Origin of the sequence: Rhodococcoides fascians NBRC 12155 = LMG 3623 (genome assembly GCF_001894785.1) — a bacterium.
Taxonomy (GTDB): domain Bacteria; phylum Actinomycetota; class Actinomycetes; order Mycobacteriales; family Mycobacteriaceae; genus Rhodococcoides; species Rhodococcoides fascians.
This window is the reverse complement of the sequence record NZ_BCWW01000001.1, coordinates 382,501-408,157: the sequence shown is the minus strand read 5'-3', so window position 1 is coordinate 408,157 and position 25,657 is coordinate 382,501. Positions and strand designations below refer to the sequence as shown.

Sequence of the window (25,657 nt, the reverse complement as noted above, 5' to 3'; positions counted from 1 at the left end):
AACACACCAGCCCCGCACCGAGAACACGGTGCGGGGTTGGAAGAGATTGGGCTCAGGAACCCGAGGGAGCTGCTGGCGGTGCGGGAGGCGTCGCACCGTCAGCCGGAGCGGGCGGTGCAGGCGGCGTGGCACCGTCACCCTCGGCACCCGGAGTCGGCGGTGCGGGAGGCGTCGCACCATCAGCCGGAGCCGGGGGCGTCGCACCGGCCGGAGCGCACAGTGGCCCGCCCGGTCCGCCCTTGCCCGGACCACCCGCGGGCGGGGCAGGCGGAGTTGCGCCGTTATCCGGCACGGCCGGAGTTGTTCCGTCCGCGGGTCCCGGTGGCGTCGGAACCGCGGGGACCGTAGATCCGTCGCCGGAATCCGTCGCCTCGGGGCTTGTCGGTACAGTAGGCACATCGGACCCGCCGCCGCCATCGGTTCGCTGTCCGAGGGCAGACGACGACGCCACGGTCGACACGCCAGGCGAGGCGTCGGGTCCGGTGGCTGCGAACACAGCCGCGGTCACCAGGGCTCCGATGGCAAGTCCCGCTGCTGCGGTCGCGGCCAGCGGTACCCGTCCCGTCCACCGCTTGGGCTTGCTCTCCCGAGTTGCCTGGGCGCTCGGGGTGGGCTCGGGGTTCGATGCGGCGGGAATCGGTTGGGTCTGATCGTTCACGTTCACTCCTTGTTCGGACTGCGTCGTTCGTTTCGGTCTGTCACCGACACTGCCGCCGCTAGCTGAAGTCACCCTGAAGCCGAGCGCATCTTCAGGATCACTTCAGCTGGTGGGTGACAATCGAGGCATGACATACAGTTCCGCTCCCCGGGTGATGGTGGTGGAGGATTCGTTACCCATCAGGGAAGCGCTGGTGGCCGCGTTCGAGGACGCGGGTTTTACCGCCGTGTCCCTGCCCGACGGCGACGACTTCGAAACCACGATGGCAGGCTTTCGTCCCGATGTGGTGATCCTCGACGTCATGCTGCCCGGTGCACGGGACGGGTTCGATCTCATCGACGTCGTCCGGCAGAGCAGCGACGCGGGCATCATCATGGTCACCGCGAAAGACCAGCTGGCCGACCGGTTGCGGGGCCTAGGTGACGGCGCCGACGACTACGTGGTCAAGCCTTTCCAACTCGACGAGGTCGTCGCCCGCGCCAAATCCGTGCTGCGGCGTCGCGGTCGTTCGTCCGACGCGGTCCAGGTCGGTGATCTACTGGTCGACGAGCCCGCCGGAGTGGTCACTCGGGCAGGTCAGGTTCTCGATCTGACGGCGACGGAGCTCCGCTTGGCCACGTTCCTCGTCGCACAGCGCGGACGTACCGTCTCCAAAACCTCTATCCTGGAATCGGTCTGGGGCTACGGCGCGTACGACGGTAACCTGGTGGAAGTTCACATCAGTGCGTTGCGTCGCAAGATGGAAGCGCATGGGCCGCGGTTGATCCATACCGTCCGCGGCTTGGGTTATGCATTGCGGGCTCCGCAGTGAAGCGGACGCCGACCCCGTCGCTTCGGATGCGGGTGGTCGCCACCGTCGTCGTGTTGTTCGCGGCACTGCTGGTGATTGTCGGCTCGTCGGTGGATGTCGTTCTGGGTCAACAGCTTCGGCGTGATCTGGAGGCGCGGTTGTCGGACCGGGCAACTCGGGCTGTCGAGCTCGTGGAGAGCGGCGTCGGGCCCGGGGATCTGGTGCAGGCCCTGCAGGGCGACGCCATCCGAGTTCGGGTCACCGCTGCGGACGGCACGGTGTACGGCGCTCCCGGCAGCGGACCGCCTGGCCCGGACATCCAGCCTGCCACCCCGGCTCCGCCTGCGCGCCAGTCGCGAACTCCGAGTCCCCCTGGTCCGCCGGATCCTCCTGCGCCCCCGTCCGATTCGTTCGAGATCACCGAACCGTTGCCCGACGGTTCGACGCTGTCTCTCCTCGGCGATACCACCGCTATCGCCGATGTTCGGCGACAACTGCGCATCCTCATGCTGGTAGCGGGTGCTGTGACGCTGCTACTGGCCGCCGCTGCACTCACCTTTGCCGTACGGCGAGCACTGTCCCCGCTGGACTCGATGACATCGGTCGCGCGCCGAATAACCAACGGCGACAGGGGTAGACGGCTGCTTCCCACCAAACCGAACACCGACCTCGGCCGTACTGCCTCGGCCGTGGACGAGATGCTCGACGCCCTCGAGGACGCCGAGCGCCGCGAGGCAGCAGCGGCGCGCACAGCCCGCCTCGCCGAGGAGGACATGCGGCGCTTTCTGGCCGACGCCGCACACGAGCTGCGCACTCCCGTCGCCGGGATCTCGGCGTTGGCGCAGTCGCTGCAGCGCGACGCCGAGCATCGCCCCGATCGAGTCGCACGCTGGAGCGAACTGCTGGTCGGGGAATCGAGCAGGGCGTCACGGTTGGTGGGCGACATGCTCGATTCCGTCCGCGCGGAGAACACGTCGGATCTCGACGCAACCGATACCGACCTCGCCGACATCACCCGCCGCACAGTGGAGCGAGCAGCTCTACTCATGCCGGATATTTGGTTCGATGTCGCTGCCGCGCAACCGATTCCGGTTCACATCGACGTCGGACGTATCGAACAGATCCTGTCGAACGTGCTCGACAATGCCGGTCGCTTCACCCCGTCCGGCGGCACGATTCGGGTAGCGGTCGGCAGGGACACCCACGCATTCATCACCGTGGACGACGAAGGGCCGGGTGTCGCAGAGGCAGACCGTGAGCGCATCTTCGAACGACTCGTCAGGCTGAACTCCGCCCGTGACCGAGCATCCGGTGGCGTCGGACTGGGGCTGTCGATCGCTCGAACACTGGCGCGCGCCCACGGCGGCGAACTCGTCTGCCTCGCAGGGCCTTCGGGCGCGCGATTCCGGCTGACTCTCCCCCTGAACGCGTGAACATGTCAGCTAGTCGACGATCAGGTCCATCAGCAGGCTGTCGTGCCAGCCGTCCGGCCCCTTCTCGTACTTGCGCATGATCCCGACGGGCTCGAAACCGACTGCGCTGTAACAGGCTATGGCCACTGCGTTGTCGGCGGCGGGATCGATCACCAGGCGGTGATGACCGAGACCGACTGTCAGGTAGCGCACCAGCGTGCCTACCGCGTCCTTTCCGACGCCGCGGCCGTGTACAGCCGGATCGAGGAAGATGTCGATCGACGCGTGCCGGTACATCGGGTCGGTCTCTTCGCCGTACTGGATCAAACCGACTGTCGCGGAGTCCAATTCGACAACCAGGCGGGTCTCTTCAGGGTTGTCGAACGGCCAGCTCTCGTCGGCGTCCTCGTCACCCCACCGCGCATGCACCTCGGGGGTGTGCAGTATTCGGCGTAGCTCCGGCACGTCCTCAGCGGTGATCGGCCGCAACACGACCCGTTCACCGCGGAGGTTCATGCCCGCCGACTACTCGACGCGCTTGGCTGCGCGCGCCGCCAGATCCTGGGCGTCGAGCTTGTCGGCTTCCTCCAGGGTCGGGGCACTGCCACCGAGTCGGGCCGGAACCCAGTACGCGCCGGGCTCGTGGTGGTAGCCCTCCTGAAGCTCGAGCAGCATCTTCTGCATGACCGACCGCAGCTTGTCGGTCAGTTCGTTCGGCGGCCCGACCGGCGCAATCGGTTCACCGACGGCAATGGAGATCGGAGTGTTGGTGCGGCCCAATCGCTTCGGGTAGCCCTTGGTCCACACTCGCTGCGCACCCCAGATGACCGTCGGGATGATGGGGACGCCGGCCTCGATGGCCATCCGCGCTGCACCGGACTTGAATTCCTTGATCTCGAAGCTCCGGCTGATGGTGGCCTCGGGGTAGACGCCCACCAGTTCGCCGTTGCGCAGACTCTGCACGGCCGACTTGTAGGACTCCGCACCTGCCCCACGATCTACGGGGATGTGCTTGAGCGCGCGCATGATGGGTCCGGAGATCTTGTTGTCGAAGACTTCCTTCTTGGCCATGAAGCGGATGTAGCGCTTCACTCGCCGCGGCGGCAACCCGGCGTAGGTGAAGTCCATGTATCCGGTGTGGTTGACGGCGATGACCGCTCCACCGGTAGCAGGGATGTGGTCCTCGCCCTCGACCTCGAACTTCAGGCCCTCGAACGCGAACACTGTGCGAGCGATGCCGATGACTGATCGGTAGACGGGTTCCACAGTCGGTTAGCGTAGTCGGTGGACGGGGTCGGAGAAAGGTCCGGCCAGGAGCGCGGTCGGGTCGTGCGCAGTTCGAGAAGCTACGGGGGAGAGAATTCACGTGAAGAACAGAGCGGCTTCACCGCGGCGCAGCCGAGTCTGCCGAACCGCGCTGCCGCTGATAGCGATGATTGCGCTGGTCGGTGCCTGCGATTCCGCGGTCGGGATCCCATCCGATCAGGACGCAGCCCCGTCCAGCAGCAGTGCCGAGTCCACCGCCGAGTCCGCGAATGCCGCCGAGCCGAGCACCCCAGAGCCCTCGGCCACCACCCCGGCACCGCCGCCCATCCCACCGGGTCCGCCCGTCGGCGAAGCCCCCGGAAATCCTGCGGCCGCCGCGGCGCTACGGCCGTTCGTCAACGATCTCACCGGCGGCGGAATAGGTGTCGTCACCGCGAGGTGCTGGACTGTGCCGCCGACCGACATTCCGACGATGTACTTCGACACCGGCGCCATCCTCGCAGCGGTGGCGGCTCCCGCGGTCGACGGTCAGTACGCGGTGACGTGGACCGGACCCGCGGCAACGGTCGCCATCAAGCGCAGCGAGATCGCGTCGGGCTACGCCTGCCCTACCGTCTATCCCACCGGCACGACGCCGGTGTTCGACGCGACGGACGCGGTCTACACCGTCGATCGTTATCTGGGACGCATCGCCGGTATCCCCGTCAATCGGGGCGACGTCGAAGAGAGCTACCCGCTGGTGTGCGACAGCCGCGGCACGTGGGATCCGAACGGCACCGGGTCTCCTACTTCCCCACCTCTGGCCGAGAACCCGGCAATTCTGCCGAGCATCACCTCGTTCGATCCCGACAGTGTGTTCGTGACGGCTCAGAACGGCGTCTACACGCAGGTCAATGCGGACATCATCGACGCCTCGGGGGTGTACCAGAATCGCACGTTCCTGCTGGCGATCGGCGGCGAGGGCTACTGCATCGGCGACATCGCCTGATCCTGAATTACTTCAGGACATCGGTCCCGACGAAAGGCACGAGGGCCTCGGGAACTCGGACGGTGCCGTCGGCCTGCTGGTGGTTTTCGAGGATCGCCACGATCCACCGCGTGGTGGCGAGGGTGCCGTTCAGGGTGGCGGCGGTCTGAGGCTTGCCGTTCTCGTCGCGGTATCGCACGCCGAGGCGTCGGGCCTGGAAGGTCGTGCAGTTCGAGGTCGAGGTGAGCTCGCGGTATGCCTTCTGCGTGGGGACCCAAGCTTCGCAGTCGAACTTGCGAGCGGCCGAGGACCCGAGGTCTCCGCCTGCGGTGTCGATGACGCGGTAGGGCAATTCGACTGCGGCGAGCATTTCCTTCTCGTACTGCAGCAGCTTCCGGTGCTCGGCCGCCGCGTCCTCGGGCTTGATGTACGAGAACATCTCGATCTTGTCGAACTGATGGACGCGGATGATGCCGCGGGTGTCCTTGCCGTAGCTGCCCGCTTCACGACGGAAGCACGACGACCAACCGGCGTAGCGCTTCGGGCCGTCGGCGAGGTCGATGATCTCGCCCGAGTGGTAGCCGGCGAGAGCAACTTCGGAGGTTCCGACGAGGTAGAGGTCGTCGGCTTCGAGGCGGTAGATCTCGTCTGCGTGTGCGCCGAGGAAGCCGGTTCCCGACATGATCTCCGGCCGCACGAGAACCGGCGGGATCATCATGGTGAACCCGTTCTTGACGGCCTTCTGCGCGGCGAGCTGAAGCAGCCCCTGCTGCAGCAACGCGCCGTAGCCGGTCATGAAGTAGAAGCGTGAGCCCGACACCTTGGCTCCGCGTTCCATGTCGATCAGGTTCAGCGACTCGCCGAGTTCCAGGTGGTCCTTCGGCTCGAAGTCGAACTCGGGGACGTCGCCGACGGTCTCGAGCAGCACGAAGTCGTCCTCGCCGCCCGCGGGCGTTCCCTCCTCGACGATGTTGGATATCGCCCGGTGAGCCGTGTCGAGAGCTGCGTCGGCCTCGGCCTCGGCTGCCTGGGCCGCCTTGACCTTCGCGGCCAGTTCCGATGCCCCGGCCAGCAGCGCGGGACGGTCCTCGGCCGAAGCCTTGCCGACCTTCTTGCCCAGCGCCTTCTGCTCAGCGCGCAGCTGATCCCCGGCCAACACAGCGGCGCGGCGGGAGGCGTCGGCGTCCAGAAGAGCGTCGACGAGAGCGGGGTCCTCGCCTCGGGTGCGCTGCGAGGCGCGCACTGCGTCGGGGTTCTCGCGAAGCAATTTCAGGTCGATCACGAGAGCAAACCTTACTTGCCGAGCAAGCCCAGGTAGTCCTCGCGTCCGAACATCGTGGCTGCGTCGATCGCCGACGGGTGGCCGCCGTGTGGGTCGGCTCCGCCGTCGACGAGCAGCCGCACCACCTCGTCCTCGCCTTTGAACACAGCGCCCGCGAGTGGGCTCTGACCCTTGTCGTTGGCCTTGTTCACATCGGCACCGCGTTCGACCAGCACCCGTACCGCATCGGCGTGACCGTGATAGGCGGCCAACATGAGCAGGGTGTCCCCCGACTCGTTGTGCAGATTCACCGGAACTCCGGCGTCGACGTAACTCGCCAGACCGACGGCGTCACCGGTACGTGCCATTGCGAACAGTCGACCGGCCAGCTCACTGATGTCGTCGTCACCCGTTGGGTCGCTCATGTCGACCGAACATACTCGGGCATGATGGAGGGCGATGTCCGCTACAGAACCAGACCCCACGACGAGCGAGAGTCGGAGAACTCTCTCGGCCACCACTGCTCGACGCGGCCTCGCCATGGTGGCCGTCGGTGCAGTCCTGGCCGCGGGGGCAACAGTGTTCCTGTCCGGCGGATTCTCGACTCCCGAGAAGATCACCACGCATTCGACGGCCAGTGGCCCCGCCACCGCAGGTCCGGTGTCCGCGAAGTCCTTCGGTGCCGCCGACCCGGGCGTATGCCTGCAGTGGACGCCCACCGACGATCCCGAGACCGATCGTCAGGACCTCAGCGAAGTGCCGTGCGCCGACGCCCACCGCTTCGAGGTGGCCCGCGACATCGACATGAGCGTCTACCCCGGCATCGAATTCGGCCCTGGCGCGCCGTACCCGGGAGCGCTGCGCTTCGGCGAACTGCGCGACGAGCACTGCACCGCCGCCGTCGACGGCTACGTCGGTGCCAAGTTCGACCCGAACGGCCGCTACGGCGTCGGCCTGATGTTCCCCAGCCAGGCCGGATGGGCCAAGGGCGAGCGCACGCTGCGGTGCGGTGTGCAGATGCCGTCGAACACCGGTGCGCTGCTCGAGATGACCGGCTCGATCCTCGACGAGGACCAGTCCAAGGTGTGGCCGACGGGCACGTGCATCGGAATCAACCAGAACGTGCCTGCCGACCCGGTGGACTGCTCGACTCCCCACGCGTTCGAGGTTGCCTCGGTGATCAACCTCACGCAGCAGTTCCCCGGCGGGCATCCGTCGGAAGGCGACCAGGACGCGTACCTGGAGAAGACCTGCACCGACGCCGTCAACGGATACCTCGGCTCGGAGAACGCGCTGCGGGACAAGACGTTGACGTTGTTCTGGGACACGATCGACGTCTCGAGCTGGCTCGCCGGTAGCCGTCAGGTGACCTGCTCGGTGGGCAAGGAACTCGACTCCGGCGGATTCGCGACCATCGTCGGCAGCGCGAAGGGCGACATCCTCATCAACGGTGCCGCGCCCGTACCGCCGCCCGCAGCCCCCGACGGCCGCGCCCTCCCGACTCCGCTGCCCGGTGCCGCTCCGATCACCACCGGAGGCTGACATCCCCACGCACATGACCCGCGTCGATTTCGAAGAAGCGGTGTCCGACGCTCTCGACACCCTGCCGCGAGAACTCACCGACTTCATGAACAACGTGGTCGTACTCGTCGAGGAGGAACACCCCACCGAGGACATCCTCGGGTTGTACGAGGGAATCGCGTTGACCGAACGCTACGAATACAGCGGCCACTTGCCCGACGTCATCACGATCTACCGCAAGCCGATCCTCGACATGGTCGACGACGAACACGAGGCTCGACGCGAAATCGCCATCACCGTCGCGCACGAAATCGGCCATCACTTCGGCATCGACGACGAACGCCTGCATCAACTGGGATTCGGCTGATCGCGCTCGCCCCCGATCGCCACCCCCACCCCCGTAATGCCACCCCCGGTTGGGATCAATGTGGGTTTCAGTCGGTCAGACTGCAACAAAGGCGCATTGATCCCAACCTGGGGGGGCGGGCAAAACAGGGTTAAGCCGAGACAGCCTCTCGGCGAACAGGTCGCACCGCGCGGTCGGTCAGGAATGCGAAGCCCAGTCCCAGAGCCAGCCACAAAGTTGCCTGCGTGGCCAGTGACGAGAGTCGGAATTCCCACAGCAGGGTCGCCGGGAAGTCCGAACCCACTTCGTTCACACCCGGTAGAAGTGCATAACCCACACCGACGATCACGAGGAACGCCACCGTCGGAGCACCGACGCGAACCGCCACCGACGACTGCGACGCCACCGCCTTCGCCACGTAGATCGCGACGCCCACGGCCAGCAGACCGAGAATCACCGAGGCTAACCACAGCCAGGTGCGCTGGGTGATCGTCTCCGGGTCCCCGACGGCCGGTGGGTTGGCCGGATACTTGAAGAACGGCACCGCTTCGATTGCCAGCCATCCGGCCCCGGCTCCGAGGAGTGCGAGGATCGAGCCCGGGAGCGAGCTGAACCGTCGGGCGTAGTGCAGTACCGATGCGAAGATCGCGCCGAGTGCGAGCCCGGCGAGTCCAGTGGCGAGGAAGAGTCCGACGCGTTGCCCGTCGCGACCGACGAGGGCGTCCTCGTCGCCGTGCGAATGCGCAGCAGTCGCATCGGAGGCGGCGTGGTGTGCCTCGCCTGCTGCTTCTTCGATGGAGATGGCCGAATCGATGTGCGGCTCACCGATGACGAAGGCAACTCCGCCGGCGAGCAGTCCCGCGACGAGACCGGCGAGCAGACCTCGCACCAGCAACTGAACGAATGTCCCGGTCAGTGGCATGGCAGGCCCAGCAGGTGGCGGCCGTCGTGCATGAGTTCGTGCATGTACATGCCACTGCGCGAGATCGCGCCCTGGTCGAATCCGACGAGGTAGAGCACAACGAACGCGAGCAGTATCGTCGCGGCGACGATGACGGCGAGGGCCGCCGATTCCGTCGTGTTGCTGGGTGCATGAAGTATTGCCATGGGGGTGTCCTCCTGGGATTGTGCGTCCCGTAGTCCCTTCGGAGATGAAGGGACGGCCATGCGATGTACGAGTTTTCTGGCTCTCGAATTCGGACATCTGCCCGACGTCGATCACAGTGGCGCAACCGTTCCGGATTTTCACCGGATTACCTGCGTACATCGCGTCTTACCTGCGCACTGTGGCACCGCGTTCGACTCTGTGTCAATCACTGTCCTCGAGAAACATCGTCCGATGCCACAATGACGCGGTGACTGCGCCTGCGACCCGCCTGACGTTGGTGAGCCACGCCAGGACCGATGCGATGCGCTCGGGCCGCTTTCCTGCCGACGAGCCACTCGACGAGGCGGGCGTGCGTGCACTGGCCGAGGTGACCGATTTTCCGCGTGCCGACCGAGTGATGTCCGGCCCGGAGCTGCGGTCCCGATCCACTGCCAACATCTTCGGCAGCGACGTCGCTGTCGAACCCGCGTTGGCCGACGTCGCGTACGGCGGGTGGTCCGGTCTCGAGATGACCGATCTGCCCGATGCCGACGCGATGGCCTGGCTCGGCGACCCGGCATTCACACCGCCGGGCGGTGAATCTCTGGAGGCGTTGTTCGCTCGCGTCCGGACGTGGCTCGATGAGGCCGGTTCGACGCCGGGCCGCACGCTGGCCGTGACCGCACCCGCAGTGATCAGGGCCGCGGTCGTGCTGGTGCTGGCGGCACCGGTCAGCTCGTTCTGGCGGGTCGACGTCGCACCGTTGACGCGCACCTCGATCCATCGCCGAGGCTCGCTGTGGACGATGGATTCGGTGGCACAGAAGTCTCTCTGAATTCTTTCCGGCATCGATGGAACCGATCCGGGCACGGCGGCGTCCTACCTACCGACAGCCCAGTTCGTCGATCGCAGGGAGCGTGCTCATGACCGTCATCAAAGTCGATCCGGTGGCTCTGCAGCTCGCTGCCTCGGAACTCGATGCGGTCGCTGCCCGATTGCAGGCCGCCGTCACTGCCACGGCTCTTCCTGTTCGGCCGTTGCCGCCGGGCACCGACGAGGTGTCGCTCTTGACCGATCGCTTCTTCGCCACCGCGGCCGATACCTTCGGACCTGCTGCAGCACGAGGCATTTCGGAGCTACACCGGGCCGCCGAGGAACTGCGCAAGCAGGCCGCGGACTACCTGGCGACCGACGACGACACCGCCGGGGGCCTGCCGGGGCTCGCCGGCATCTGACGCACTCATCGACCGGCAGCGGTTTCGAAAACGACACGGGGGCTCGAACATCATGGGGGCTGGACAATGACGCTCGGTGTGACAGGTGTGGTGTGGCTACCACGAACTGCGACAGGAAATTCGACGCGACTGTTGGGGCCCGGACCGGTGCCTCTACACGTCGCAGGCGGGGCCTGGGGTTCGGTGGCCGCGGCCTTCACCGAGGCCTCGGTGAGCATCGCCGCCATCACGACAGCCCTGACCGCGGGCTGGGAGGGTGAGTCGGCCCTACTCGCGCAGGCCGCCCTCGCCCGGTTCGCCACGTGGACCGGAGCCACCGCACTGAAGGCAGCGGCACTGTCGATCGAAGCCCCCGCCGCGGGAACCTCGTACGGCGTCGCACTGGCCACGATGCCGTCGCTCGTCGAGATCGGTGCCGTGCAAGCTGCCAAGGTGACGGCTGCGTCGACCGGCGGTGCACTGAACGGAAGTTACGAGGCAGCCGAGGTCGCAGATCGATTGCTCGACATCCGCGCAGCCATGGTCATGGAGGGATTCGAGCTGGTCTCCTCGCACCTGATCGCGAAGACGACGTTCGATCATGCGCCCGCCATCGTGTCCGAATCCGGCAGTGGTCTCGGCAAATTCGCCAACGGTGCGCTGATGACGTCTCCCGTTCAGGCTGCGGTCGGCAGTTTGATGGCCGCGACGCAGAACCCTGGCGTGGCGGCCGCAGCCGGGCAGCTCGGCAGTGCCGCCACCTCGATCGCCGGAACAGGCGTATCCACGGTGGCCACCGCGGCATCGAATTTGGTCTCGACGCCGCCGCCGAGTGGACCCGGATCCGGCATCGGCCACTCTTTCGCACCCGGTGGTTCAGGACCTCTCGCCGTCGGGCCGGCATCCACCCGTCCGGTGGCATACGGCGGACTGGGCGGAAGCAGCGGCAGCATCGGCGGCGGACCGGGAATGCCCGGTTCGGCGTCGAGTCCCCTCGGCGGTGGATCGGCACTCGCGGGTGCAGTACAGAGCACTCCTGCTTCCACGGTCGGCGCACCGACCGCAGCCGAGGGTGGTCTCGCTCAGCGCGGAACCGGAGCTGGTGCTGCGCCTGCGTCGGGAACACGAGCGCAGGACGACGACGAACACGACACCCCGGAATACCTGAAACAGTTCGAGCATTTCGCCGACGGCCGCACGGTGGCACCGTCGGTCATCGGAGCAGACCCGGCACTGCCGGACCCAGCCCTCGAGAACACGAGTGAGAACGGTCGGTGATCGACTTGGGAACCGTGCCGGTGGGCCACACACTGCCGAGTGCCGCACTCGGTGTCGACGAGATGGATTTCCTGGTCGACGAGCTCTCGATTGCCGAACTACCCGTCGTGCTCGACGTCTTCCCGCGCTTCGACGACGCGAAAGCCCGCGACCGTGCTGTCGACCGCGGCCGTCAGGCCCTTGCGGCGGCAGGACTGTGGGACGGCACCGCGGTCCACGAGGACGTTCGCCACTGGCTGCGGGTCCTGGAACAACCCCGCTGGTACGTCTCGGCTCGACAGTTCGAGGGCGACACCGTTCCCGTGACTCGGATCTGCATCGCATCCGACGACACCATCGCGGTGTCGGCGGTACGGCGAGAGAACATCGTCACCCTGCGCGTCATCGCCGGGGATCCGGCTCGCGATCTCGTCTCGTCGCTGGGATCGGCACCGCCGTTCGATCCCGGCAGCATCAACGCGCCCACCGACCTGCTGGCCGAGGCACTGGACGCGGCACCGTCCGACGTGGGCGGCACCGCTTCCCGTCTGCGCAGCATCGGAATCGCCGACGACCGGGCCCTCACTCTGGCCTCGGCGATGGCCACGTGCGCGGGCAGGACCGAGATCACGGCCGTGACCCGCAGGCATGGGACTCGGCGCGGGGCCGGGCGTCCGGTGGCCCTGTTCGAAACCCGCGTCGGACGGATCGTCGCCACCTCCGCTGTCGCCGCGGACGGTCGTTCGTGGAGCTCGTTGACCGGCGCGTCGGATCACCGGGTGACAGCGGCTCTGACAGAGCTGATCTCGTCGGCCAACGACCCAGCGACCACCAACCCAGCGACCACGAACCCAGCGATCGGCAATCCAGCGATCAGCTGATCGGGTTGTCTGCCTTGTCGCTGCCCTTGCCCTCGAACGGCGGCAGGAACGTGCCCCACTTGGCGCATGCCCAGCCACCGTCGGGTAGCGGCAACAGCTCGATTGTCTGGGTGTTGTCGAGATGGTTGTCGGCGGCGAAGGTGCCGTCGACACCGGTGAGGGCCGCCGCGACCAATCGAATTGCGGCCCCGTGGCTCACGACGACGACGTCTCCGGCGGTGTCGTCACCCAAGTACTGTCCACGCAGCTCGTCGAGCACCGGGACGTAGCGCGCCAACACTGCGCGCCCGCTCTCGCCGCCCGGCGCGGCTGCATCCAGATCTCCGGTATGCCACCGGTAGAAGATTTCGGTGAACAGTCGGTGCGCCTCGGGATCGTCTCGATCTTCCAGCTCTCCGGCGGACGTCTCCTGGATACCGTCGGTCACGACGAGGGGCACTCCGGTGCCGCGCTCGACGTAGCCCGCAGTCTGCTTGGCGCGCAGAGCAATCGACGAGACCAACACGGCGGGAGGATTACCCAGCCGTGTCTGCGCGTACGCCTCGGCTTGCCGGTGCCCGAGCTCGGTGAGTTCGGCTCCCGGCGGCGCTGTGTCCAGCTTCTTCGCGACGTTGGAGACGGTCTGCCCGTGCCGAACGAGAATGAGCTTGCCCATCACAGATCACCCCGACCGGAACGAATTTCGGACAACCACTGCACGTGCTCGTCGATCGGTTGCGGCACCGAACCTCCCGATGTCGTTGCCGTGGGCCATGATCCGAGGAAACGTAGCGGCATCTTCCGGTGGAACGCGGTCAGCGCCTCGGCGACGAGGGGATCGTCCACATGCCCGGCGCAATCGACGAAGAACATGTAGGTGCCCAATTGCGAACGGGTAGGGCGTGATTCGATGAACGTCAGATCGATGTTGCGAATTCCGAACTCCGCCAACGCTGCCGGCAGCGTACCCGGGTCGTTCGGCGGCTTCAGCACCACCGAGGTGCGGTCGGCACCGGTGCGGGCGGGCACCGGCTGCGGCGGAGTCACCAGCACGAAGCGGGTGCGCGCACCCTCGACGTCGATGATGCCGTCGGCCAGCGTCGGCAGAGACAATCGCTCCCCGGCCAACCGTGTCGAGACAGCGGCGTCGACCACGCCGGCGGCAACATCTTCTGCCGCACCGGCATTCGAGGTCGCAGACTGCACGACGGCGTCGGGCATCGTGGCCTGCAACCACTGCCGGACCTGGCTGAGGGCGATGGGGTACGCGCTGATCGTGCGGGCCGAGTCGAGCGTGACACCGGGCCCGCCGACGATGGTGAACGCGACCTCGATCTCGGTCTCGGCGACGATCTGCAATCGCCGTCCTTCGGACAATGCGTCGAGCGTCGGCGGCACGGCCCCCTCGATGGAGCTCTCGATGGGAACCACTGCGGCGTCGGCGGCACCGGATCGGACGGCCTCGAGCGCCGCGGGCGGGCTCGCGGCCGACACTCTCTGGACGTCCCCGACCAGGCCGACCCCATCGAATGCGCCGAGCGTTTCGAACTGCGCCAGCGCCATCTCCGTGAACGTTCCCGATGGGCCGAAGTAAGCGATGCGAGGCACGTCTCGAGGTTACGTTGTCGACGTCCCCGAAGCGATCAAACCGACGTCGACCAGCCGGGCGCGGGCGGCGACGGCGTCGGCGATCTCGACCCCCAGCAGTACCTCCCGCACGGCCTCGGCGGCCTCGGGTATGAGCTTGCGCAGAGCGTCGACATTCGGCGCGGCCAGAGCCGACGCGATGTCGTCTCCGCGCAGCGACGCCACCGTCGCCGCGAGGATCGCGATCACGTCGTCTCCGGTGTCGGCGCGGGCGACCAGACCGACATCGGCATGCGAGACGACGGCGAGCACGTCGGCGATACGCCTCGCCGTGTCGCCGACACCGATGCCGGGGGTCCGATGAGCGGCAACGATGGTCTCCGCGGTCTCGGCCACGTCGATCGCGTCGAACACCGGGAAGACGACGAGGGGCGAGGGCAGTCGCAACCCGAGCGCGTCGGCGAGATGCTCGGGGACCGCGTCGACCTCGAATCGAACGGCTTCGTAGTTGCCTGCGCTCGAGCCCCGGAGCTCGTCCGGGTCGATGTCGAGTCGCACGACGATGCGCCCGAGGTTCTCGGTGGGCGGCAGCGTCAGCAGGGTCGAGGCCAGCACGACGGGCGGGCCGTACTCGGCGGCGCGTGGAGCGGCCTGCACGGCCGGGGCATCGGCGCAGAACGGCTGCAGCAGTCCGGCGACGAGCGCGTTCGGGTCTGGTCGGTGCGGCACACCGAGGGTCAACGGAATCGGCACGTCTTCACGGTAGTCCCAGCTTGCCCTTGCGATACCCGCCACATCCGGCTAACTTAGGGGCACATTACTTAGGTATGCCTCACCTACTGGCCATTCAACTGTACCGATCGCATCGGAGGAGCCCATGCTCGGCGCAACCACCACCACCGGACCGTCCACCGCCGAGCGCGTACGCAGCGCCTGCATGCGCGCCGAGGGCGCAGCTCTCGTGATCGACGGCAGCGACCCCGTCGTGACGTCCCTGCACCACTTGCGACCCAACGGCGAGATGATTCTGGCCGTCCCCACCGATTCCATCGACGACGCGATCAGGTGGCAGTCCTCCCGCGCCGGCGTTCCTGCCGTCGTCGAGCTCACCGATCACGCACCTCTCGCACTGCGCGAACCGGTGCGGTCACTGGTGTGGCTGCGCGGAGAATTACGCCCGGTGCCGGAATCGCTGATGCGCCCGATGGCCGGCGCGGTGGCCGCCGAGCATCCCCACGCGGCTCTGCTCGACGTCGGCCACACCACCTCCCTGGTGCGTCTGATCGTCGGCTCCGCAGTGGTGGCGGACAGCACCGGAGCCGAGCCGGTCGACGTCGACTCGCTGCTGGCAGCCGAGCCCGATCCGTTCTGGGAGATGGAAACGAGCTGGCTCGAGCACCTCGACTCCGACCATCCCGACCTCCTCGCGCAACTGTCCCGACGCCTCCCACCGTCGCTGCGGCAGGGACGCGTGCGTCCGCTGGGCATCGACCGCTACGGCATTCGTCTGCGTATCGAGGGCGAGTGCGGCGACAACGACGTCCGGTTGGGCTTCGCCGCGCCCGTCGACGACACGATCTCCCTGAGCCGGGCCCTCCGGGTCCTCGCCGGTTGCCCGTTCCTCAACGGTCTGCGCGCCCGGGGCTGACGCCGCCGCGAGGCACAACAGGGCACACTCGTGCCGTGATCGACTTCAGGAATTGGTTGACGCCACCGCCGCCGGAGAGCGCCGCTCCACCGCCCGATGCTCGCGAACGCACGACCATCAAGGTCGAGATCGCGATCGTGCTGCTGGTGACGTTCGGCCTCAGTGGCATGAGCAGCATTCTCTCGCTGGTCGAGGATGCCCTGCAGACCGCAGCGCTGTCCGATCAGACGGTCGCCCTGAACTCCTCGCGATCGAGCTTCAGCGTCATCGACCTGCTGTTCCAGCTGCTGAGCATCCTGCGCCTGTGCGCGTGGGGAGCATTGGGGCTGTACCTGCTGTGGCGAGCAGATCTGGCACCGCGTGCGATCGGACTGGCGAAACCGCGCCTGAAGATCGATCTCGGCCACGGCGTCGGGCTGGCGGCACTCATCGGGCTGCCGGGTCTCGCGCTCTACCTGGTCGGCAACGCCCTGGGATTCAATCTGAACGTCGTCCCCAGCGCGCTCGACGACCACTGGTGGCGAGTGCCCGCCCTGATTCTGTATGCGCTGGCCAACTCCGGTGCCGAGGAGATCATCGTCGTCGCCTACCTGATCTCTCGACTCCGCCGACTCGGCTTGAGCGAGAACAAGTCCTTGCTGTGCTCCTCGCTGCTGCGCGGGAGTTATCACTTCTATCAGGGGGTGGGCGGCGGCGTCGGCAACTTCCTGATGGGTCTGGTGTTCGGCCGATACTGGCAGCGCACCGGGAGGCTGTGGCCACTACTGATCGCGCACGCACTCATCGACATCGTCGCGTTCGTCGGTTACGCCCTGCTGCGCGAACACCTGGCGTGGTTGCCCTGATGGGTACAGTCGATTCGTGAACGACGACGATCGCTACGGACGGCACGGCGCGCCGAATCGGCGTACCCCGCCGCCGAGCCAGCCGCCGCCACCGCGTCGACCACCCGGCCAGCAGCCCCCTCCCCCGCCTCGGCGCGCCGGTGGGGCCCCTGGACAGCCACCGCCGCCACCACGTCAGTACCGACCCGGTCCGCCGCCGGTTCCGAACCCCCGTCGGTACAACCCGGAACCTCCCGCGGAGCGAGGGACCCCTCGCCGTCCGGGGCCCGCACCCGAGGGCACCGAATTCATCAGACGCGACGGCCGCCCGGCCGCTCCCCGCCACGGCGCCCCGGTGCCACCGCAACAGGCGTGGTCGCAGGCACCCGAACCCGGCCCTGCCGGTTCCGTTCCACCGAACTCGACGCGCCAGTACTCCCGCGCTGCCGAGGACGAGGCCGGGCGCACCGGGTACGCACCGCGCCAACAGCCGGAACCGTACGTCGACGAGCGCAGGCAGCCACCGGCTTCTCCGCAGCGCGCCTTACGCCGACCGGAACCAGCTCGGCCACAACGTGATTCACGTCCTCCCAAGGTTGCGAAGCCGCGCAAGCGTCGGCGCTGGGGCCGTCGCTTCCTGATCGTCCTGCTCGTCCTCGTTCTGGGCATCGGCGGCATCGTCTACTACGTCGACAGTTCGCTCACGCGAGTCGACGCTCTGACCTCGTACCCTGGCAGGATCGGCGACACCCCGGGCACCAATTGGCTTCTCGTCGGATCGGATTCACGAGCCGGCCTGACGCCGGAGCAGGAAGCATCTCTCGCGACCGGTGGCGAAGTGGGCCCCAGCCGCACCGACACCATCATCATGATCCACATCCCCGAGGGCGGCGGGGCGACGACGATGGTCAGCCTGCCCCGCGACTCGTACGTGCCGATTCCCGGCAACGGCGAGGACAAGCTCAACGCGGCGTTCGCATTCGGCGGGCCGTCCCTATTGGTGCAGACGGTCGAGGGTGCGACGGGAGTACACATCGATCACTACGCCGAGATCGGTTTCGGTGGTTTCGCCGGAATCGTCGACGCCGTCGGTGGAGTCAACGTGTGTGTGCAGAACGCGATCGACGATCCGTTGGCGGGCATCAACATTCCCGCGGGCTGTCAGGATCTCGACGGTTCCGAGGCACTCGGCTTCGTGCGATCCCGCGCGACCGCATTGGCCGACCTCGACCGGATGAACAACCAGCGGGCCTTCATGTCCGCTCTGCTCGACAAGGCAACCAGCGCTTCCACTTTCCTCAATCCTTTGAAACTGTGGCCGTTGGTGTCCGATACCGCGTCGTCGTTGAGTGTCGACGACGGAGACCACATCTGGAACCTGGCCGGGTTGGCCTGGGCGATGCGCGGTGGGCCGGTGACGACGACCGTGCCGGTCGGCGGCTTCCAGGACTCCGATGTCGGCAACGTCCTCGTGTGGGACGGCACCAGGGCACCGGCATTCTTCGACGCCATCGCTCAGGATCGAGAAATTCCGGCAGATCTGCTGACCGGCGGCCCCTGACGGGGGCGTGCGGCCGGTACGTTGTGGATCATGACATTGCCGTCGCATGAGCCCGCCACCTCGTTTCACGATCTACTGCGCGCCCAGGTTCGGTACGAGTTCACCGCCTCGCAGCAGTACGTCGCCATCGCGATCTGGTTCGACCGCAACGATCTTCCGCAGTTGGCGCACCGCTTCTACGCCCAGTCGGCCGAAGAGCGTCGGCACGCCATGATGATGATCCGATTCCTCATCGACAACCGACTCGAGGTGGACGCGTCGGGTATCGACGACGTGGTGACCGCGTTCGATTCGGTCGCCGAACCGGTGGAGTTGGCGTTGGCGCAGGAGGGGGCGGTCACCGATCGGATTACCGCGCTCTCACAGGCGGCCAGAGCCGAGGGCGATTACATCGGGGAGCAATTCATGCACTGGTTCCTCACCGAACAGGTCGAGGAAGTAGCTGCGATGCAGAGCCTGCTCAACATCGTGCGGCGAGCAGGTTCGGATCTGTTCGACATCGAGCAGTACGTGGCTCGCGAGCTCGGCTCGGTGACCCGCGCCACCAACGCACCCAAAGAGGCCGGAAGCGCGTAACTAACGCCCTGCTCAGAGGGGACATTTAGGATTCACTGTATTAGGCTACGTTCGCCTCAATAAGGCTCGACTTGGATGACAATGCCCTCTGACCAGGCATATTGTCCTCACCATGAGCGCAGACATCAAAGAAACGAACCACACCAAGTTCCACGCACTTCTTCGCGACCAGATCCGCAACGAGTTCAATGCCTCGCAGCAGTACATCGCCACCGCCGTCTACTTCGCGAATGTCGACCTGCCGCAGCTGGCCAAGCACTTCTACGCGCAGTCGGTCGAAGAGCGTAACCACGCGATGATGATCGTCCAGTACTTCCTCGATCGCGACATCACCGTCGAACTGACCGGTGTCGACGCGTCGAAGTCCGTGTTCACCGACCCGCGTGAGGCCATCGCCCTCGCATTGGCACAGGAGGAGACGGTCACCGAGCAGATCATCGCTCTGGCGAGCACCGCCCGCGAAGAGGGCGACTACCTCGGCGAGCAGTTCATGCAGTGGTTCCTCAAGGAGCAGGTCGAGGAAGTTGCCAGCATGAAGACCTTGCTCAACATCGCAGACCGCGCCGGCCACAACCTGTTCGACCTCGAGCAGTTCGTTGCCCGCGAGATGAACACCAGCGTCGTCGCCGATGCAGGCGCACCCACCGTCGCCGGCGGATCGCTGTAATTTCGCTCCACGCGACACGCATCGACGAGTAACGCGAGAGATCTCGCGCTCATACGGGTGGTCGTCGGACAAGCAGCCCTTGTCCGACGGCCACCCGACGTGCGTTTCGGTGCACCAACTTTCGGGCCGCCGCACCTCTCGGTTGGGCTCGACTGCTCAGCGCAGGGTGACCTGACGGCCACGAAGGCCGTCCCGCGAACGCAGCTGCGCTCCCGTGAGCGGGGCGTCGACGGCAAGAGCCTCGTTCAGCTTCTCCCCGAATTCCTTTGTCGGAGCAGCCCATTCGGTGGGATGCATCTCCGGATCGAGATCGAACACCGGCACCAGCAACCCGTGCGTACGGAACGAGCCTGCGTACCGCGAGCCCTCACCGAGATTCAGGTCTCCGGCAGCGTGCAACCGTGCGAGGGCGAGCATGACGTCGTCCTCGCTCTCCGGGCGAACCCACCGGATGTGCGCCTTGTCGCCGGCATCGACCCACCATGCTGCAACGACGCCGTCCGCCTCGATCCGCGCCGAGGGCATGATCGCCTGATTCGCGCGCTCCACGGTTGCGGCCACATCGGCTGCGGGAGTGGCACTTTCCGGGATCCACCAATTGAAATCCTGATGCACGGTGATCTCGAGGAGTGCGGACGGGTCGAGGACATCGGTCAATGCGGGGGTGTTCTCGTCCACCTTCGAAGCTTCGAGCGACTCACCTGCGGGAGCGGCGGCGACCCAGCCCAACGCGCTACTGATATCTGCTGCAACGTCTTTCGACTGCAACTGCACCTGCAGGCCGACGAATCCTTCTACAGTGCCCGCCTCTTCGCGTACCAGAGCGGCGACGGCTCCCGGCAATACCGTTGCCAGAGTGACGGTGCGGCCGCCGGACGTGATCGGCGCGGTGGCGGTGGCCGAAGGCACGAATTCGCGCAGCGCCACCAGGTCGCATTCTGCGGCCAGGCCCTCGAACGGCCGCGTCGTCCCCGACTCGAGGCTGGCGCGCTCGGCCTCACGCTGCGCGAGCTTGGCCGCCCGGTTGCTGTCCTGCTTCGGTCCGCTGTTTCTTTTGCTCTTACCCACGCCAGAAAACCTACACGTTCTTCGATTCCAGCCAGGCGCGCGTTCGTCCGGGATGGTTGGTCGCGATCCACCCGACACCGAGTTCGCGGCACAGGTCCACGTCCTCTTTCTCGTCGACCGTCCACACGTAACTGGCACGGCCCGACGCGGCTGCTCGATCGACGAGCGTCGGGTGCTCACGCAACGCCCGGATCGACGGACCGACCGCGGTGGCACCGACGGTCGTCGCTGCTCCGCCGCCCAGATAGTGCGAGCTGTCGCCGAGGAGGACCGTCGGAAGCATCGGTGCCGAGCGGCGCACTCGCCACACGGCCGAGGGCGCGAAAGACATGATGACCGCCCGCGAATGATCCGCCGAGGCAGGCGCTCCGATGCCGAAGTGGTGCAGCTCGGCCAGCACCGAGGCCTCGATCAGCGAGCCGAAGCGCACCGGATGCTTGGTTTCGATGAAGAGCTTGACCGGCTTGCTGGTCCAATCCAGAATCAGCGCGATCAGGTCGTGCAGCGTCAGAAGTTCGGCGGGTTCGTCAGCATCGCCGTAGTTCAACCGGGCGAGCTCGTCGAAGGTCATCTCGCTGACGATTCCGGTGCCGTTCGAGGTTCGGTCGACGCGGCGGTCGTGCACGCACACGATGCGGCCGTCCTTCGTGAGCCGGACGTCGCATTCGACGCCGTCCGCTCCCTCCCGCAACGCGAGATCGTAGGCGGCGAGCGTGTGTTCCTTCTTCGCCGCAGATGCTCCTCGGTGCGCGACGACCAAAGGGCCGCGTCGGTCCGGGCTCACGAGACCGTCACCGCCCGGTCGTCCTTCTCGGCCCCGGAGTCCGCACGAGCTGCGTCGGCCGGCTCGGTCTCGGTCTCGGCCTGCTCGGTCTCGGACTGCGTGGCCTCGGACTGCGTGGTCTTTCGCTCGACGCTGGGTGCGATGACCCAGCGGGTGGGACGAGACAGCGCCGAACCGCGCAGGGTGCGGCCCTCGAGTCGGCGCATGACGGCCAGGGTCAGCACCGCGGAAACTGCGGCCACGAGCGCCACGACGGCGGCGAGCAGAACGCCGTCGGCGCGGGCTTGCAGTGTGTTGCGCAGACTCCACAGCACCTGCACGACGACCAGCGCGTTGCTCGTCGCCCAGACGGCCCACCAGATCCGGATCAAGGTGAGCTGGCGGTAGACGTCGCCGTCGGCTTCGGCTCGGAGGCGGACGATCTCCGTCAGGTACACCCCGGGCATGACGATCCGAACAAGAGGCAGCATCGAGAGCAGCAGCATCCATCGCACCGACCGCGGCTCGGTCGCACCGACCGATGCGTAGGCCAGCCGGCGTTGCCGAATCAGCCAGCAGGACGTCGTGATCAGCGCGAGCAGACCGACGATGAGCGCGCCGACCTGTGCGAAATAGACCAGCGCATCGGAAATTGCCAGCGTGATCGGCGACAGCAATCGGGTGCGGTTGTACAGCAGAATTCCGTAGCGAAACAACTCGGCGAACGCCGCCAGCCCGAGCAGCAGCGCCGTGATCCAGACGAACGTCTGCGCGTTGGCTGCGTACTGCTCGACGCGCCCGGCGGGCTTGAGTGCTGCGGGGTCGCGTGGGGTGTCGCGCAGCCCCCAGGTGGGCGTCGAGTCGTAACGCGGAGTGGGGGTCGGTGCCGCGACCCGGGCGAGACCGACGGCCTTGTTCTTCGACGACGCAGGCCGCGCAATCCAACGAAAATTGCGGCGGCCCTGTGCCGGTGCCCGAGCGGACACCGGCGAGAGCAGCACGCCGTGGCAGCGGGGGCACCACGTACCCGGCCGTGCGCCGACCGCCCAGCGAGTGCTGCAGCGGGCGCAGACCTGGAACGCCTGTGCGCGCCCCTGCGGTGCCGACATCTAGATGATTCTCGCTTCGTCCGAATCGTCGTCGCGCTGGATCGGCCTACCGGCGGCATGCCAGTCGAGCATCCCGCCCTCGACGTTGATGGCCTCGTAGCCCACGCGATTGAGGTATTCGACGACCCGAGCCGAGCGCCCGCCGGCTTTGCAGACGACGTAGATCTCGGACTGGTTGTCGATTTCGCCTGCTCTGGACGGAATGTCGCCCATCGGGATGTGCACGGCACCGGGTGCATGTCCGGCCTGCCACTCGTCGTCTTCTCGGACGTCGAGCAGCACTGCCGCTTCCGGGAACGGCACCGGAAGGCGGTCTACGGTGACGGCGGGTGACTGCTCGGGGTGAGACACCTCTCGATCTTGTCACGGGTGCGATCGCGACTGCCACTCGTGCCCGCCTGACGATGGATGGCCCCAGCTATGACCTACGTCACTTTGGCTCAACAAAGTTATCCACAATATCCACAGGTTGATGCACAGAATCGGGGCCCGTGCCGGTTTCTATCCACAGGTCACGGCCTCACAACTGATTGCCGGTGTATCGAGTACCAACGAAGGCTGTGGATCGATCGTGATTTGACACAGCTGTTGTCTGCGGTCGTTTATCCAAGCTGATTACCCTGGCAAACATGACTTCTCACTCCTCGGTCGAGCTACGCGTCTTCACCGAACCGCAACAGGGCGCAACCTACGACGACCTCCTCCGGGTCGCCACAGCCGCGGAGGAATTCGGCTACGGTGCCTTCTTCCGATCCGACCATTACCTCGCGATGAGCGGCGACGGGTTGCCCGGCCCCACCGACGCGTGGATCACCCTGGCCGGCCTGGCCCGTGAGACGTCGACCATCCGGCTCGGCACGCTCGTCACCTCCGCCACATTCCGCTACCCCGGCCCACTCGCCATCAGCGTCGCGCAGGTCGACGCCATGAGCGGTGGCCGCGTCGACCTGGGGTTGGGTGCCGGCTGGTTCGAGGACGAGCACAAGGCGTACGGCCTGCCGTTCCCGGCGCTCGGTGAACGCTTCGACCGACTGGAAGAGTCCCTCGCCGTCATCACCGGGCTGTGGGAAACACCGGCCGGCGAGACGTTCTCGCACCCGGGAACCCACTACCCCGTCACCGATTCCCCCGCCCTCCCCAAGCCCGTCCAATCGCCGCGTCCACCCATCCTCATCGGCGGCGGAGGCAAGAAGCGCACCCCGGCCCTGGCCGCGAAATACGCGGACGAATTCAACATCCCCTTCGCCTCGCTGGCCGACACCGAAACGCAGTTCGGACGCGTCCGCGCCGCCTGCACCGCCGCCGACCGTGACCCCGACTCCCTCGTCTACTCCAACGCACTCGTCCTGTGCTGCGGCCGCACCGAGGAGGACATCGCCCGACGCGCCGCCGCCATCGGCCGCGACGTCTCCGAACTCCGCGAGAACGGGGCCGCGGGAAGCCCCGCCGAACTGGTCGACAAAATCGGCCGCTTCGGGGCCATCGGCGCGACTCGCGTGTACCTGCAGACCCTCGACCTCACCGATCTCGATCACCTCGAACTGGTCGCCTCCGAGGTCATCCCGCAGCTCTGATCTCCCCCGCCTCCCATCCGCCCCAGTCCACTCAACGTGACATTGACCCCCGAAAAGGCCACCAAATGTCACATTGACTACCCAGCAGGGGCGAGTAGCCGGCGAGGCCGACACCCGGGTGATGTCGGTCGACCGCAGATGTCGGGTCGGCGGGAGATCGAGCGCAGTCGTGGCACCCCAGTCCACTCAACGTGACATTCACCCCCGAAAAGGCCACCAAATGTCACATTGACTACCCAGCGGGGGTGACTACCCAGCGGGGGTGACTACCCAGCGGGCTGGGGTCAAGCGGCAGATCGGGTGCGTAGTTGTCGGTATCGCGTGCTGATATGTCGTGCTGCGGGCAGTTCGATCCAGCGGTAGAGGATTTCGGCGAGTGCGGCGGTGCCGGTCAAGAAGGCCAGGACGGCGGCGGTGGGTCCGAAGTGCGGTTCCACGGCTGCGTAGATGCGGTAGAGCACGAGTGTGTGGATCAGGTAGATGGCGTAGCTGCGGGTGCCGATCCAGCCGATGATGGGCCAGCGGGTGATGGGTCCGTCGTATCGGGCCAGGATCAGCACGGTGCCGGTGACGACGAGCAGTGACCACAGGTAGGTCTCGCCCATCCAGAAGGTGTGGACGTCGATGGCGAGGCGGATCACTTCGATTTGTGCGACGACGCCGATGACGATCCAGCGCCAGGTGACGAGTTTCGCCCAGCCGAGGTAGAAGATCTGGCCGAGGAACAGGGTGGGCAGTACTCCGGCGACTTTGGTGAGGAACGGGATGGTGTACGGCTGCGGCAGGTAAAGGTTCCAGAGGATCACCAGTGTGCAGAGTGCAGCTCCGATGAGGGGCACGGTGATCGGGCTTGCTCGGAGCGCCGAGCGCATTGCGACGCAGTAGAGGTAGAACACGATCTGTACGACGAGTGTCCAGGTGACGCCCAGTACGGCGACCTCGGGTCGGAGGAAGAAGCCGCCGAGGAAGAAGCTGAGTACGGCCTCTCCGTTGCTGATTCCGGGTTGTCCGCTGAACATGCCGTTGACGCCGAGTTTGACGAGTACGACGGCCAGGGCGATGGCGAACCAGAGGGCGGGCACGAGTCGGGCGAGCCGCGCGACCATGAAGTCCCGACGCGATTGCCGCATGGCGGATCGGGTGATGAGCAGTCCGGTGAGCAGCATGAACATGCTCACGCCCACGAAGGAGAGGTGGAGGTTGAGGCCGATGTCGTCGATGAGGACGAGGTTGACGATGTCGAGCATCCACCAGTCGCCGCCGACGTCGTCGAGTAGGTAGAACGAGATGTGCGAGTAGAGGACGGCGCAGACGGCGATGACGCGCAGGAGATCGGCACCGTTCATCTGGACGCGGGGCGCGGTCACGGGCGGTGCGGCGGCGGACTCGTCGACCGAATTTCGGTTCGGACGGTCCCCTTTCACACCCTCGAGTTTAGGTTCCGTTCATGGTGTGGACCAATTCGGCGCTGTTACGCAACTATTTCGTGACAATCGCAGGTTTTCGCAGCCCAGGAATTCGACTGTCTTGTTCACGTGGATTTATTCCGAGAAAAGCATCTCGGTTACAACGGTTGCACAAGGGGTAGGAATGAGATTGGGTTGAACCCTACGAAAGATCCGCAGTAGGACGAACGTGCCC

The 25,657-nt window shown here is 66.5% G+C and carries 30 protein-coding genes; 15 read left to right on the top strand and 15 right to left on the bottom strand.

The window, feature by feature from the left end; translation table 11 throughout:
- Nucleotides 1-52: 52 nt before the first annotated feature.
- Nucleotides 53-658, bottom strand: coding sequence for a hypothetical protein (locus RFA01S_RS02135; RefSeq protein ID WP_139278358.1), 606 nt, complete (start codon nt 656-658; stop codon nt 53-55).
- Between the two features lie 127 nt (nt 659-785).
- Here RFA01S_RS02135 and RFA01S_RS02130 point away from each other — a divergent pair, with 127 nt between their 5' ends.
- Nucleotides 786-1,469, top strand: a complete 684-nt coding sequence (locus tag RFA01S_RS02130; protein ID WP_072691980.1) for a response regulator transcription factor — start codon at nt 786-788, stop codon at nt 1,467-1,469.
- On the top strand, nt 1,466-2,881 hold the full coding sequence (locus tag RFA01S_RS02125; protein WP_238325100.1) for a sensor histidine kinase: 1,416 nt from the start codon (nt 1,466-1,468) through the stop codon (nt 2,879-2,881). The genes RFA01S_RS02130 and RFA01S_RS02125 overlap by 4 nt, the downstream gene beginning before the upstream one ends.
- A gap of 9 nt (nt 2,882-2,890) precedes the next feature.
- Here the strand turns inward: RFA01S_RS02125 and RFA01S_RS02120 are convergent, their stop codons facing one another.
- Nucleotides 2,891-3,376, bottom strand: coding sequence for a GNAT family N-acetyltransferase (locus RFA01S_RS02120; RefSeq protein WP_032407192.1), 486 nt, complete (start codon nt 3,374-3,376; stop codon nt 2,891-2,893).
- A 9-nt stretch (nt 3,377-3,385) separates the two neighbouring features.
- A complete protein-coding gene (locus RFA01S_RS02115; protein WP_027494833.1) occupies nt 3,386-4,126 on the bottom strand; it encodes a lysophospholipid acyltransferase family protein in 741 nt (246 codons plus the stop codon).
- 100 nt (nt 4,127-4,226) lie between these two features.
- Here RFA01S_RS02115 and RFA01S_RS02110 point away from each other — a divergent pair, with 100 nt between their 5' ends.
- Complete coding sequence (locus RFA01S_RS02110) at nt 4,227-5,114, top strand: hypothetical protein (protein WP_032407191.1); 888 nt, start codon at nt 4,227-4,229, stop codon at nt 5,112-5,114.
- A gap of 7 nt (nt 5,115-5,121) precedes the next feature.
- On the opposite strand, the gene serS is transcribed toward RFA01S_RS02110, so the two are convergent.
- Together serS and RFA01S_RS02100 are read right to left on the bottom strand one after the other, a co-directional pair.
- Nucleotides 5,122-6,375, bottom strand: coding sequence for a serine--tRNA ligase (gene serS, locus RFA01S_RS02105; RefSeq protein WP_032371704.1), 1,254 nt, complete (start codon nt 6,373-6,375; stop codon nt 5,122-5,124).
- A gap of 11 nt (nt 6,376-6,386) precedes the next feature.
- Entirely contained in the window at nt 6,387-6,779 is a 393-nt protein-coding gene (locus RFA01S_RS02100; RefSeq protein WP_032407190.1) for an ankyrin repeat domain-containing protein, read from the bottom strand.
- Between the two features lie 34 nt (nt 6,780-6,813).
- Between RFA01S_RS02100 and RFA01S_RS02095 the strand changes: the two genes are divergently transcribed.
- Together RFA01S_RS02095 and RFA01S_RS02090 are read left to right on the top strand one after the other, a co-directional pair.
- Nucleotides 6,814-7,896 (top strand): septum formation family protein, encoded by a 1,083-nt coding sequence (locus tag RFA01S_RS02095; RefSeq protein ID WP_032407189.1) that lies wholly within the window; start codon nt 6,814-6,816, stop codon nt 7,894-7,896.
- Nucleotides 7,897-7,909: 13 nt separating this feature from the next.
- Nucleotides 7,910-8,242 (top strand): metallopeptidase family protein, encoded by a 333-nt coding sequence (locus RFA01S_RS02090; RefSeq protein ID WP_027494838.1) that lies wholly within the window; start codon nt 7,910-7,912, stop codon nt 8,240-8,242.
- 130 nt (nt 8,243-8,372) lie between these two features.
- Here RFA01S_RS02090 and RFA01S_RS02085 read toward each other — a convergent pair whose 3' ends face one another.
- Nucleotides 8,373-9,143, bottom strand: coding sequence for a CbtA family protein (locus RFA01S_RS02085; RefSeq protein ID WP_032407188.1), 771 nt, complete (start codon nt 9,141-9,143; stop codon nt 8,373-8,375).
- The gene (locus tag RFA01S_RS02080; protein ID WP_027494840.1) at nt 9,134-9,328 is read right to left on the bottom strand and encodes a CbtB domain-containing protein; all 195 of its coding nucleotides are present in this window, start codon (nt 9,326-9,328) and stop codon (nt 9,134-9,136) included. Before RFA01S_RS02080 ends, RFA01S_RS02085 begins: the two co-directional genes overlap by 10 nt.
- Nucleotides 9,329-9,576: 248 nt before the next feature.
- On the opposite strand from RFA01S_RS02080, the gene RFA01S_RS02075 reads away from it, so the two are divergent.
- The 4 genes from RFA01S_RS02075 to RFA01S_RS02060 all read left to right on the top strand — a co-directional run bounded on the left by RFA01S_RS02075 (nt 9,577) and on the right by RFA01S_RS02060 (nt 12,660).
- A complete protein-coding gene (locus tag RFA01S_RS02075; RefSeq protein ID WP_032407399.1) occupies nt 9,577-10,143 on the top strand; it encodes a histidine phosphatase family protein in 567 nt (188 codons plus the stop codon).
- A gap of 88 nt (nt 10,144-10,231) precedes the next feature.
- Entirely contained in the window at nt 10,232-10,543 is a 312-nt protein-coding gene (locus RFA01S_RS02070) for a PE family protein (RefSeq protein ID WP_032407187.1), read from the top strand.
- Between the two features lie 66 nt (nt 10,544-10,609).
- Entirely contained in the window at nt 10,610-11,800 is a 1,191-nt protein-coding gene (locus RFA01S_RS02065; protein ID WP_052060675.1) for a PPE domain-containing protein, read from the top strand.
- On the top strand, nt 11,797-12,660 hold the full coding sequence (locus RFA01S_RS02060; RefSeq protein ID WP_072691979.1) for an ESX secretion-associated protein EspG: 864 nt from the start codon (nt 11,797-11,799) through the stop codon (nt 12,658-12,660). The genes RFA01S_RS02065 and RFA01S_RS02060 overlap by 4 nt, the downstream gene beginning before the upstream one ends.
- Here RFA01S_RS02060 and RFA01S_RS02055 read toward each other — a convergent pair.
- Genes RFA01S_RS02055 through RFA01S_RS02045 form a run of 3 tightly spaced genes read right to left on the bottom strand, consistent with a single transcriptional unit; the run spans nt 12,653 to nt 14,979 of the window.
- Nucleotides 12,653-13,318, bottom strand: a complete 666-nt coding sequence (locus tag RFA01S_RS02055; protein ID WP_032374193.1) for a histidine phosphatase family protein — start codon at nt 13,316-13,318, stop codon at nt 12,653-12,655. The two genes, RFA01S_RS02060 and RFA01S_RS02055, sit on opposite strands and share 8 nt — an antisense overlap.
- The gene (gene pheA / locus RFA01S_RS02050) at nt 13,315-14,247 is read right to left on the bottom strand and encodes a prephenate dehydratase (RefSeq protein WP_032374194.1); all 933 of its coding nucleotides are present in this window, start codon (nt 14,245-14,247) and stop codon (nt 13,315-13,317) included. Before pheA ends, RFA01S_RS02055 begins: the two co-directional genes overlap by 4 nt.
- A gap of 9 nt (nt 14,248-14,256) precedes the next feature.
- Entirely contained in the window at nt 14,257-14,979 is a 723-nt protein-coding gene (locus RFA01S_RS02045; protein WP_032407186.1) for a hypothetical protein, read from the bottom strand.
- A gap of 124 nt (nt 14,980-15,103) precedes the next feature.
- Between RFA01S_RS02045 and RFA01S_RS02040 the strand changes: the two genes are divergently transcribed.
- The 5 genes from RFA01S_RS02040 (at nt 15,104) to RFA01S_RS02020 (ending at nt 19,502) form a co-directional block, all read left to right on the top strand.
- Nucleotides 15,104-15,874: a DUF2470 domain-containing protein gene (locus RFA01S_RS02040; protein ID WP_032383014.1), complete on the top strand. Its 771-nt coding sequence runs from the start codon at nt 15,104-15,106 to the stop codon at nt 15,872-15,874.
- Nucleotides 15,875-15,909: 35 nt separating this feature from the next.
- Nucleotides 15,910-16,719: a CPBP family intramembrane glutamic endopeptidase gene (locus RFA01S_RS02035; RefSeq protein ID WP_032385340.1), complete on the top strand. Its 810-nt coding sequence runs from the start codon at nt 15,910-15,912 to the stop codon at nt 16,717-16,719.
- A 289-nt stretch (nt 16,720-17,008) separates the two neighbouring features.
- Nucleotides 17,009-18,259, top strand: coding sequence for an LCP family protein (locus RFA01S_RS02030; protein ID WP_238325121.1), 1,251 nt, complete (start codon nt 17,009-17,011; stop codon nt 18,257-18,259).
- 30 nt (nt 18,260-18,289) lie between these two features.
- The gene (locus RFA01S_RS02025; RefSeq protein ID WP_032407185.1) at nt 18,290-18,835 is read left to right on the top strand and encodes a ferritin; all 546 of its coding nucleotides are present in this window, start codon (nt 18,290-18,292) and stop codon (nt 18,833-18,835) included.
- A gap of 112 nt (nt 18,836-18,947) precedes the next feature.
- Complete coding sequence (locus tag RFA01S_RS02020) at nt 18,948-19,502, top strand: ferritin (protein WP_027494851.1); 555 nt, start codon at nt 18,948-18,950, stop codon at nt 19,500-19,502.
- A gap of 156 nt (nt 19,503-19,658) precedes the next feature.
- Here RFA01S_RS02020 and RFA01S_RS02015 read toward each other — a convergent pair whose 3' ends face one another.
- The 4 genes from RFA01S_RS02015 to RFA01S_RS02000 are packed head-to-tail and all read right to left on the bottom strand — an operon-like array spanning nt 19,659 to nt 22,793.
- A complete protein-coding gene (locus RFA01S_RS02015) occupies nt 19,659-20,570 on the bottom strand; it encodes a DUF5926 family protein (protein ID WP_032401101.1) in 912 nt (303 codons plus the stop codon).
- Between the two features lie 10 nt (nt 20,571-20,580).
- Entirely contained in the window at nt 20,581-21,354 is a 774-nt protein-coding gene (locus RFA01S_RS02010) for a glycerophosphodiester phosphodiesterase (RefSeq protein ID WP_032388116.1), read from the bottom strand.
- The gene (locus RFA01S_RS02005) at nt 21,351-22,442 is read right to left on the bottom strand and encodes a DUF4328 domain-containing protein (RefSeq protein WP_052060674.1); all 1,092 of its coding nucleotides are present in this window, start codon (nt 22,440-22,442) and stop codon (nt 21,351-21,353) included. Before RFA01S_RS02005 ends, RFA01S_RS02010 begins: the two co-directional genes overlap by 4 nt.
- A complete protein-coding gene (locus RFA01S_RS02000) occupies nt 22,443-22,793 on the bottom strand; it encodes a rhodanese-like domain-containing protein (RefSeq protein WP_027494854.1) in 351 nt (116 codons plus the stop codon).
- A 278-nt stretch (nt 22,794-23,071) separates the two neighbouring features.
- Here RFA01S_RS02000 and RFA01S_RS01995 point away from each other — a divergent pair, with 278 nt between their 5' ends.
- A complete protein-coding gene (locus tag RFA01S_RS01995) occupies nt 23,072-24,016 on the top strand; it encodes an LLM class F420-dependent oxidoreductase (protein WP_032407184.1) in 945 nt (314 codons plus the stop codon).
- Nucleotides 24,017-24,300: 284 nt separating this feature from the next.
- Here RFA01S_RS01995 and RFA01S_RS01990 read toward each other — a convergent pair whose 3' ends face one another.
- Nucleotides 24,301-25,440 carry an acyltransferase family protein gene (locus RFA01S_RS01990; RefSeq protein ID WP_032407183.1) on the bottom strand — a complete coding sequence of 380 codons (1,140 nt, stop codon included), beginning with the start codon at nt 25,438-25,440 and terminating at the stop codon, nt 24,301-24,303.
- Between the last annotated feature and the right edge of the window lie 217 nt (nt 25,441-25,657).

Excerpts from the sequence above, each read along its gene's own strand:
- RFA01S_RS02130 (WP_072691980.1), top strand. The coding sequence starts at position 786 with ATGACATACAGTTCCGCTCCCCGGGTGATGGTGGTGGAGGATTCGTTA.
- RFA01S_RS02120 (WP_032407192.1), bottom strand. The coding sequence starts at position 3,376 with ATGAACCTCCGCGGTGAACGGGTCGTGTTGCGGCCGATCACCGCTGAG.
- RFA01S_RS02100 (WP_032407190.1), bottom strand. The coding sequence starts at position 6,779 with ATGAGCGACCCAACGGGTGACGACGACATCAGTGAGCTGGCCGGTCGA.
- RFA01S_RS02095 (WP_032407189.1), top strand. The coding sequence starts at position 6,814 with ATGTCCGCTACAGAACCAGACCCCACGACGAGCGAGAGTCGGAGAACT.
- RFA01S_RS02090 (WP_027494838.1), top strand. The coding sequence starts at position 7,910 with ATGACCCGCGTCGATTTCGAAGAAGCGGTGTCCGACGCTCTCGACACC.
- RFA01S_RS02085 (WP_032407188.1), bottom strand. The coding sequence starts at position 9,143 with ATGCCACTGACCGGGACATTCGTTCAGTTGCTGGTGCGAGGTCTGCTC.
- RFA01S_RS02080 (WP_027494840.1), bottom strand. The coding sequence starts at position 9,328 with ATGGCAATACTTCATGCACCCAGCAACACGACGGAATCGGCGGCCCTC.
- RFA01S_RS02070 (WP_032407187.1), top strand. The coding sequence starts at position 10,232 with ATGACCGTCATCAAAGTCGATCCGGTGGCTCTGCAGCTCGCTGCCTCG.
- RFA01S_RS02065 (WP_052060675.1), top strand. The coding sequence starts at position 10,610 with ATGACGCTCGGTGTGACAGGTGTGGTGTGGCTACCACGAACTGCGACA.
- RFA01S_RS02040 (WP_032383014.1), top strand. The coding sequence starts at position 15,104 with ATGCTCGGCGCAACCACCACCACCGGACCGTCCACCGCCGAGCGCGTA.
- RFA01S_RS02025 (WP_032407185.1), top strand. The coding sequence starts at position 18,290 with ATGACATTGCCGTCGCATGAGCCCGCCACCTCGTTTCACGATCTACTG.
- RFA01S_RS02020 (WP_027494851.1), top strand. The coding sequence starts at position 18,948 with ATGAGCGCAGACATCAAAGAAACGAACCACACCAAGTTCCACGCACTT.
- RFA01S_RS02005 (WP_052060674.1), bottom strand. The coding sequence starts at position 22,442 with ATGTCGGCACCGCAGGGGCGCGCACAGGCGTTCCAGGTCTGCGCCCGC.
- RFA01S_RS01995 (WP_032407184.1), top strand. The coding sequence starts at position 23,072 with ATGACTTCTCACTCCTCGGTCGAGCTACGCGTCTTCACCGAACCGCAA.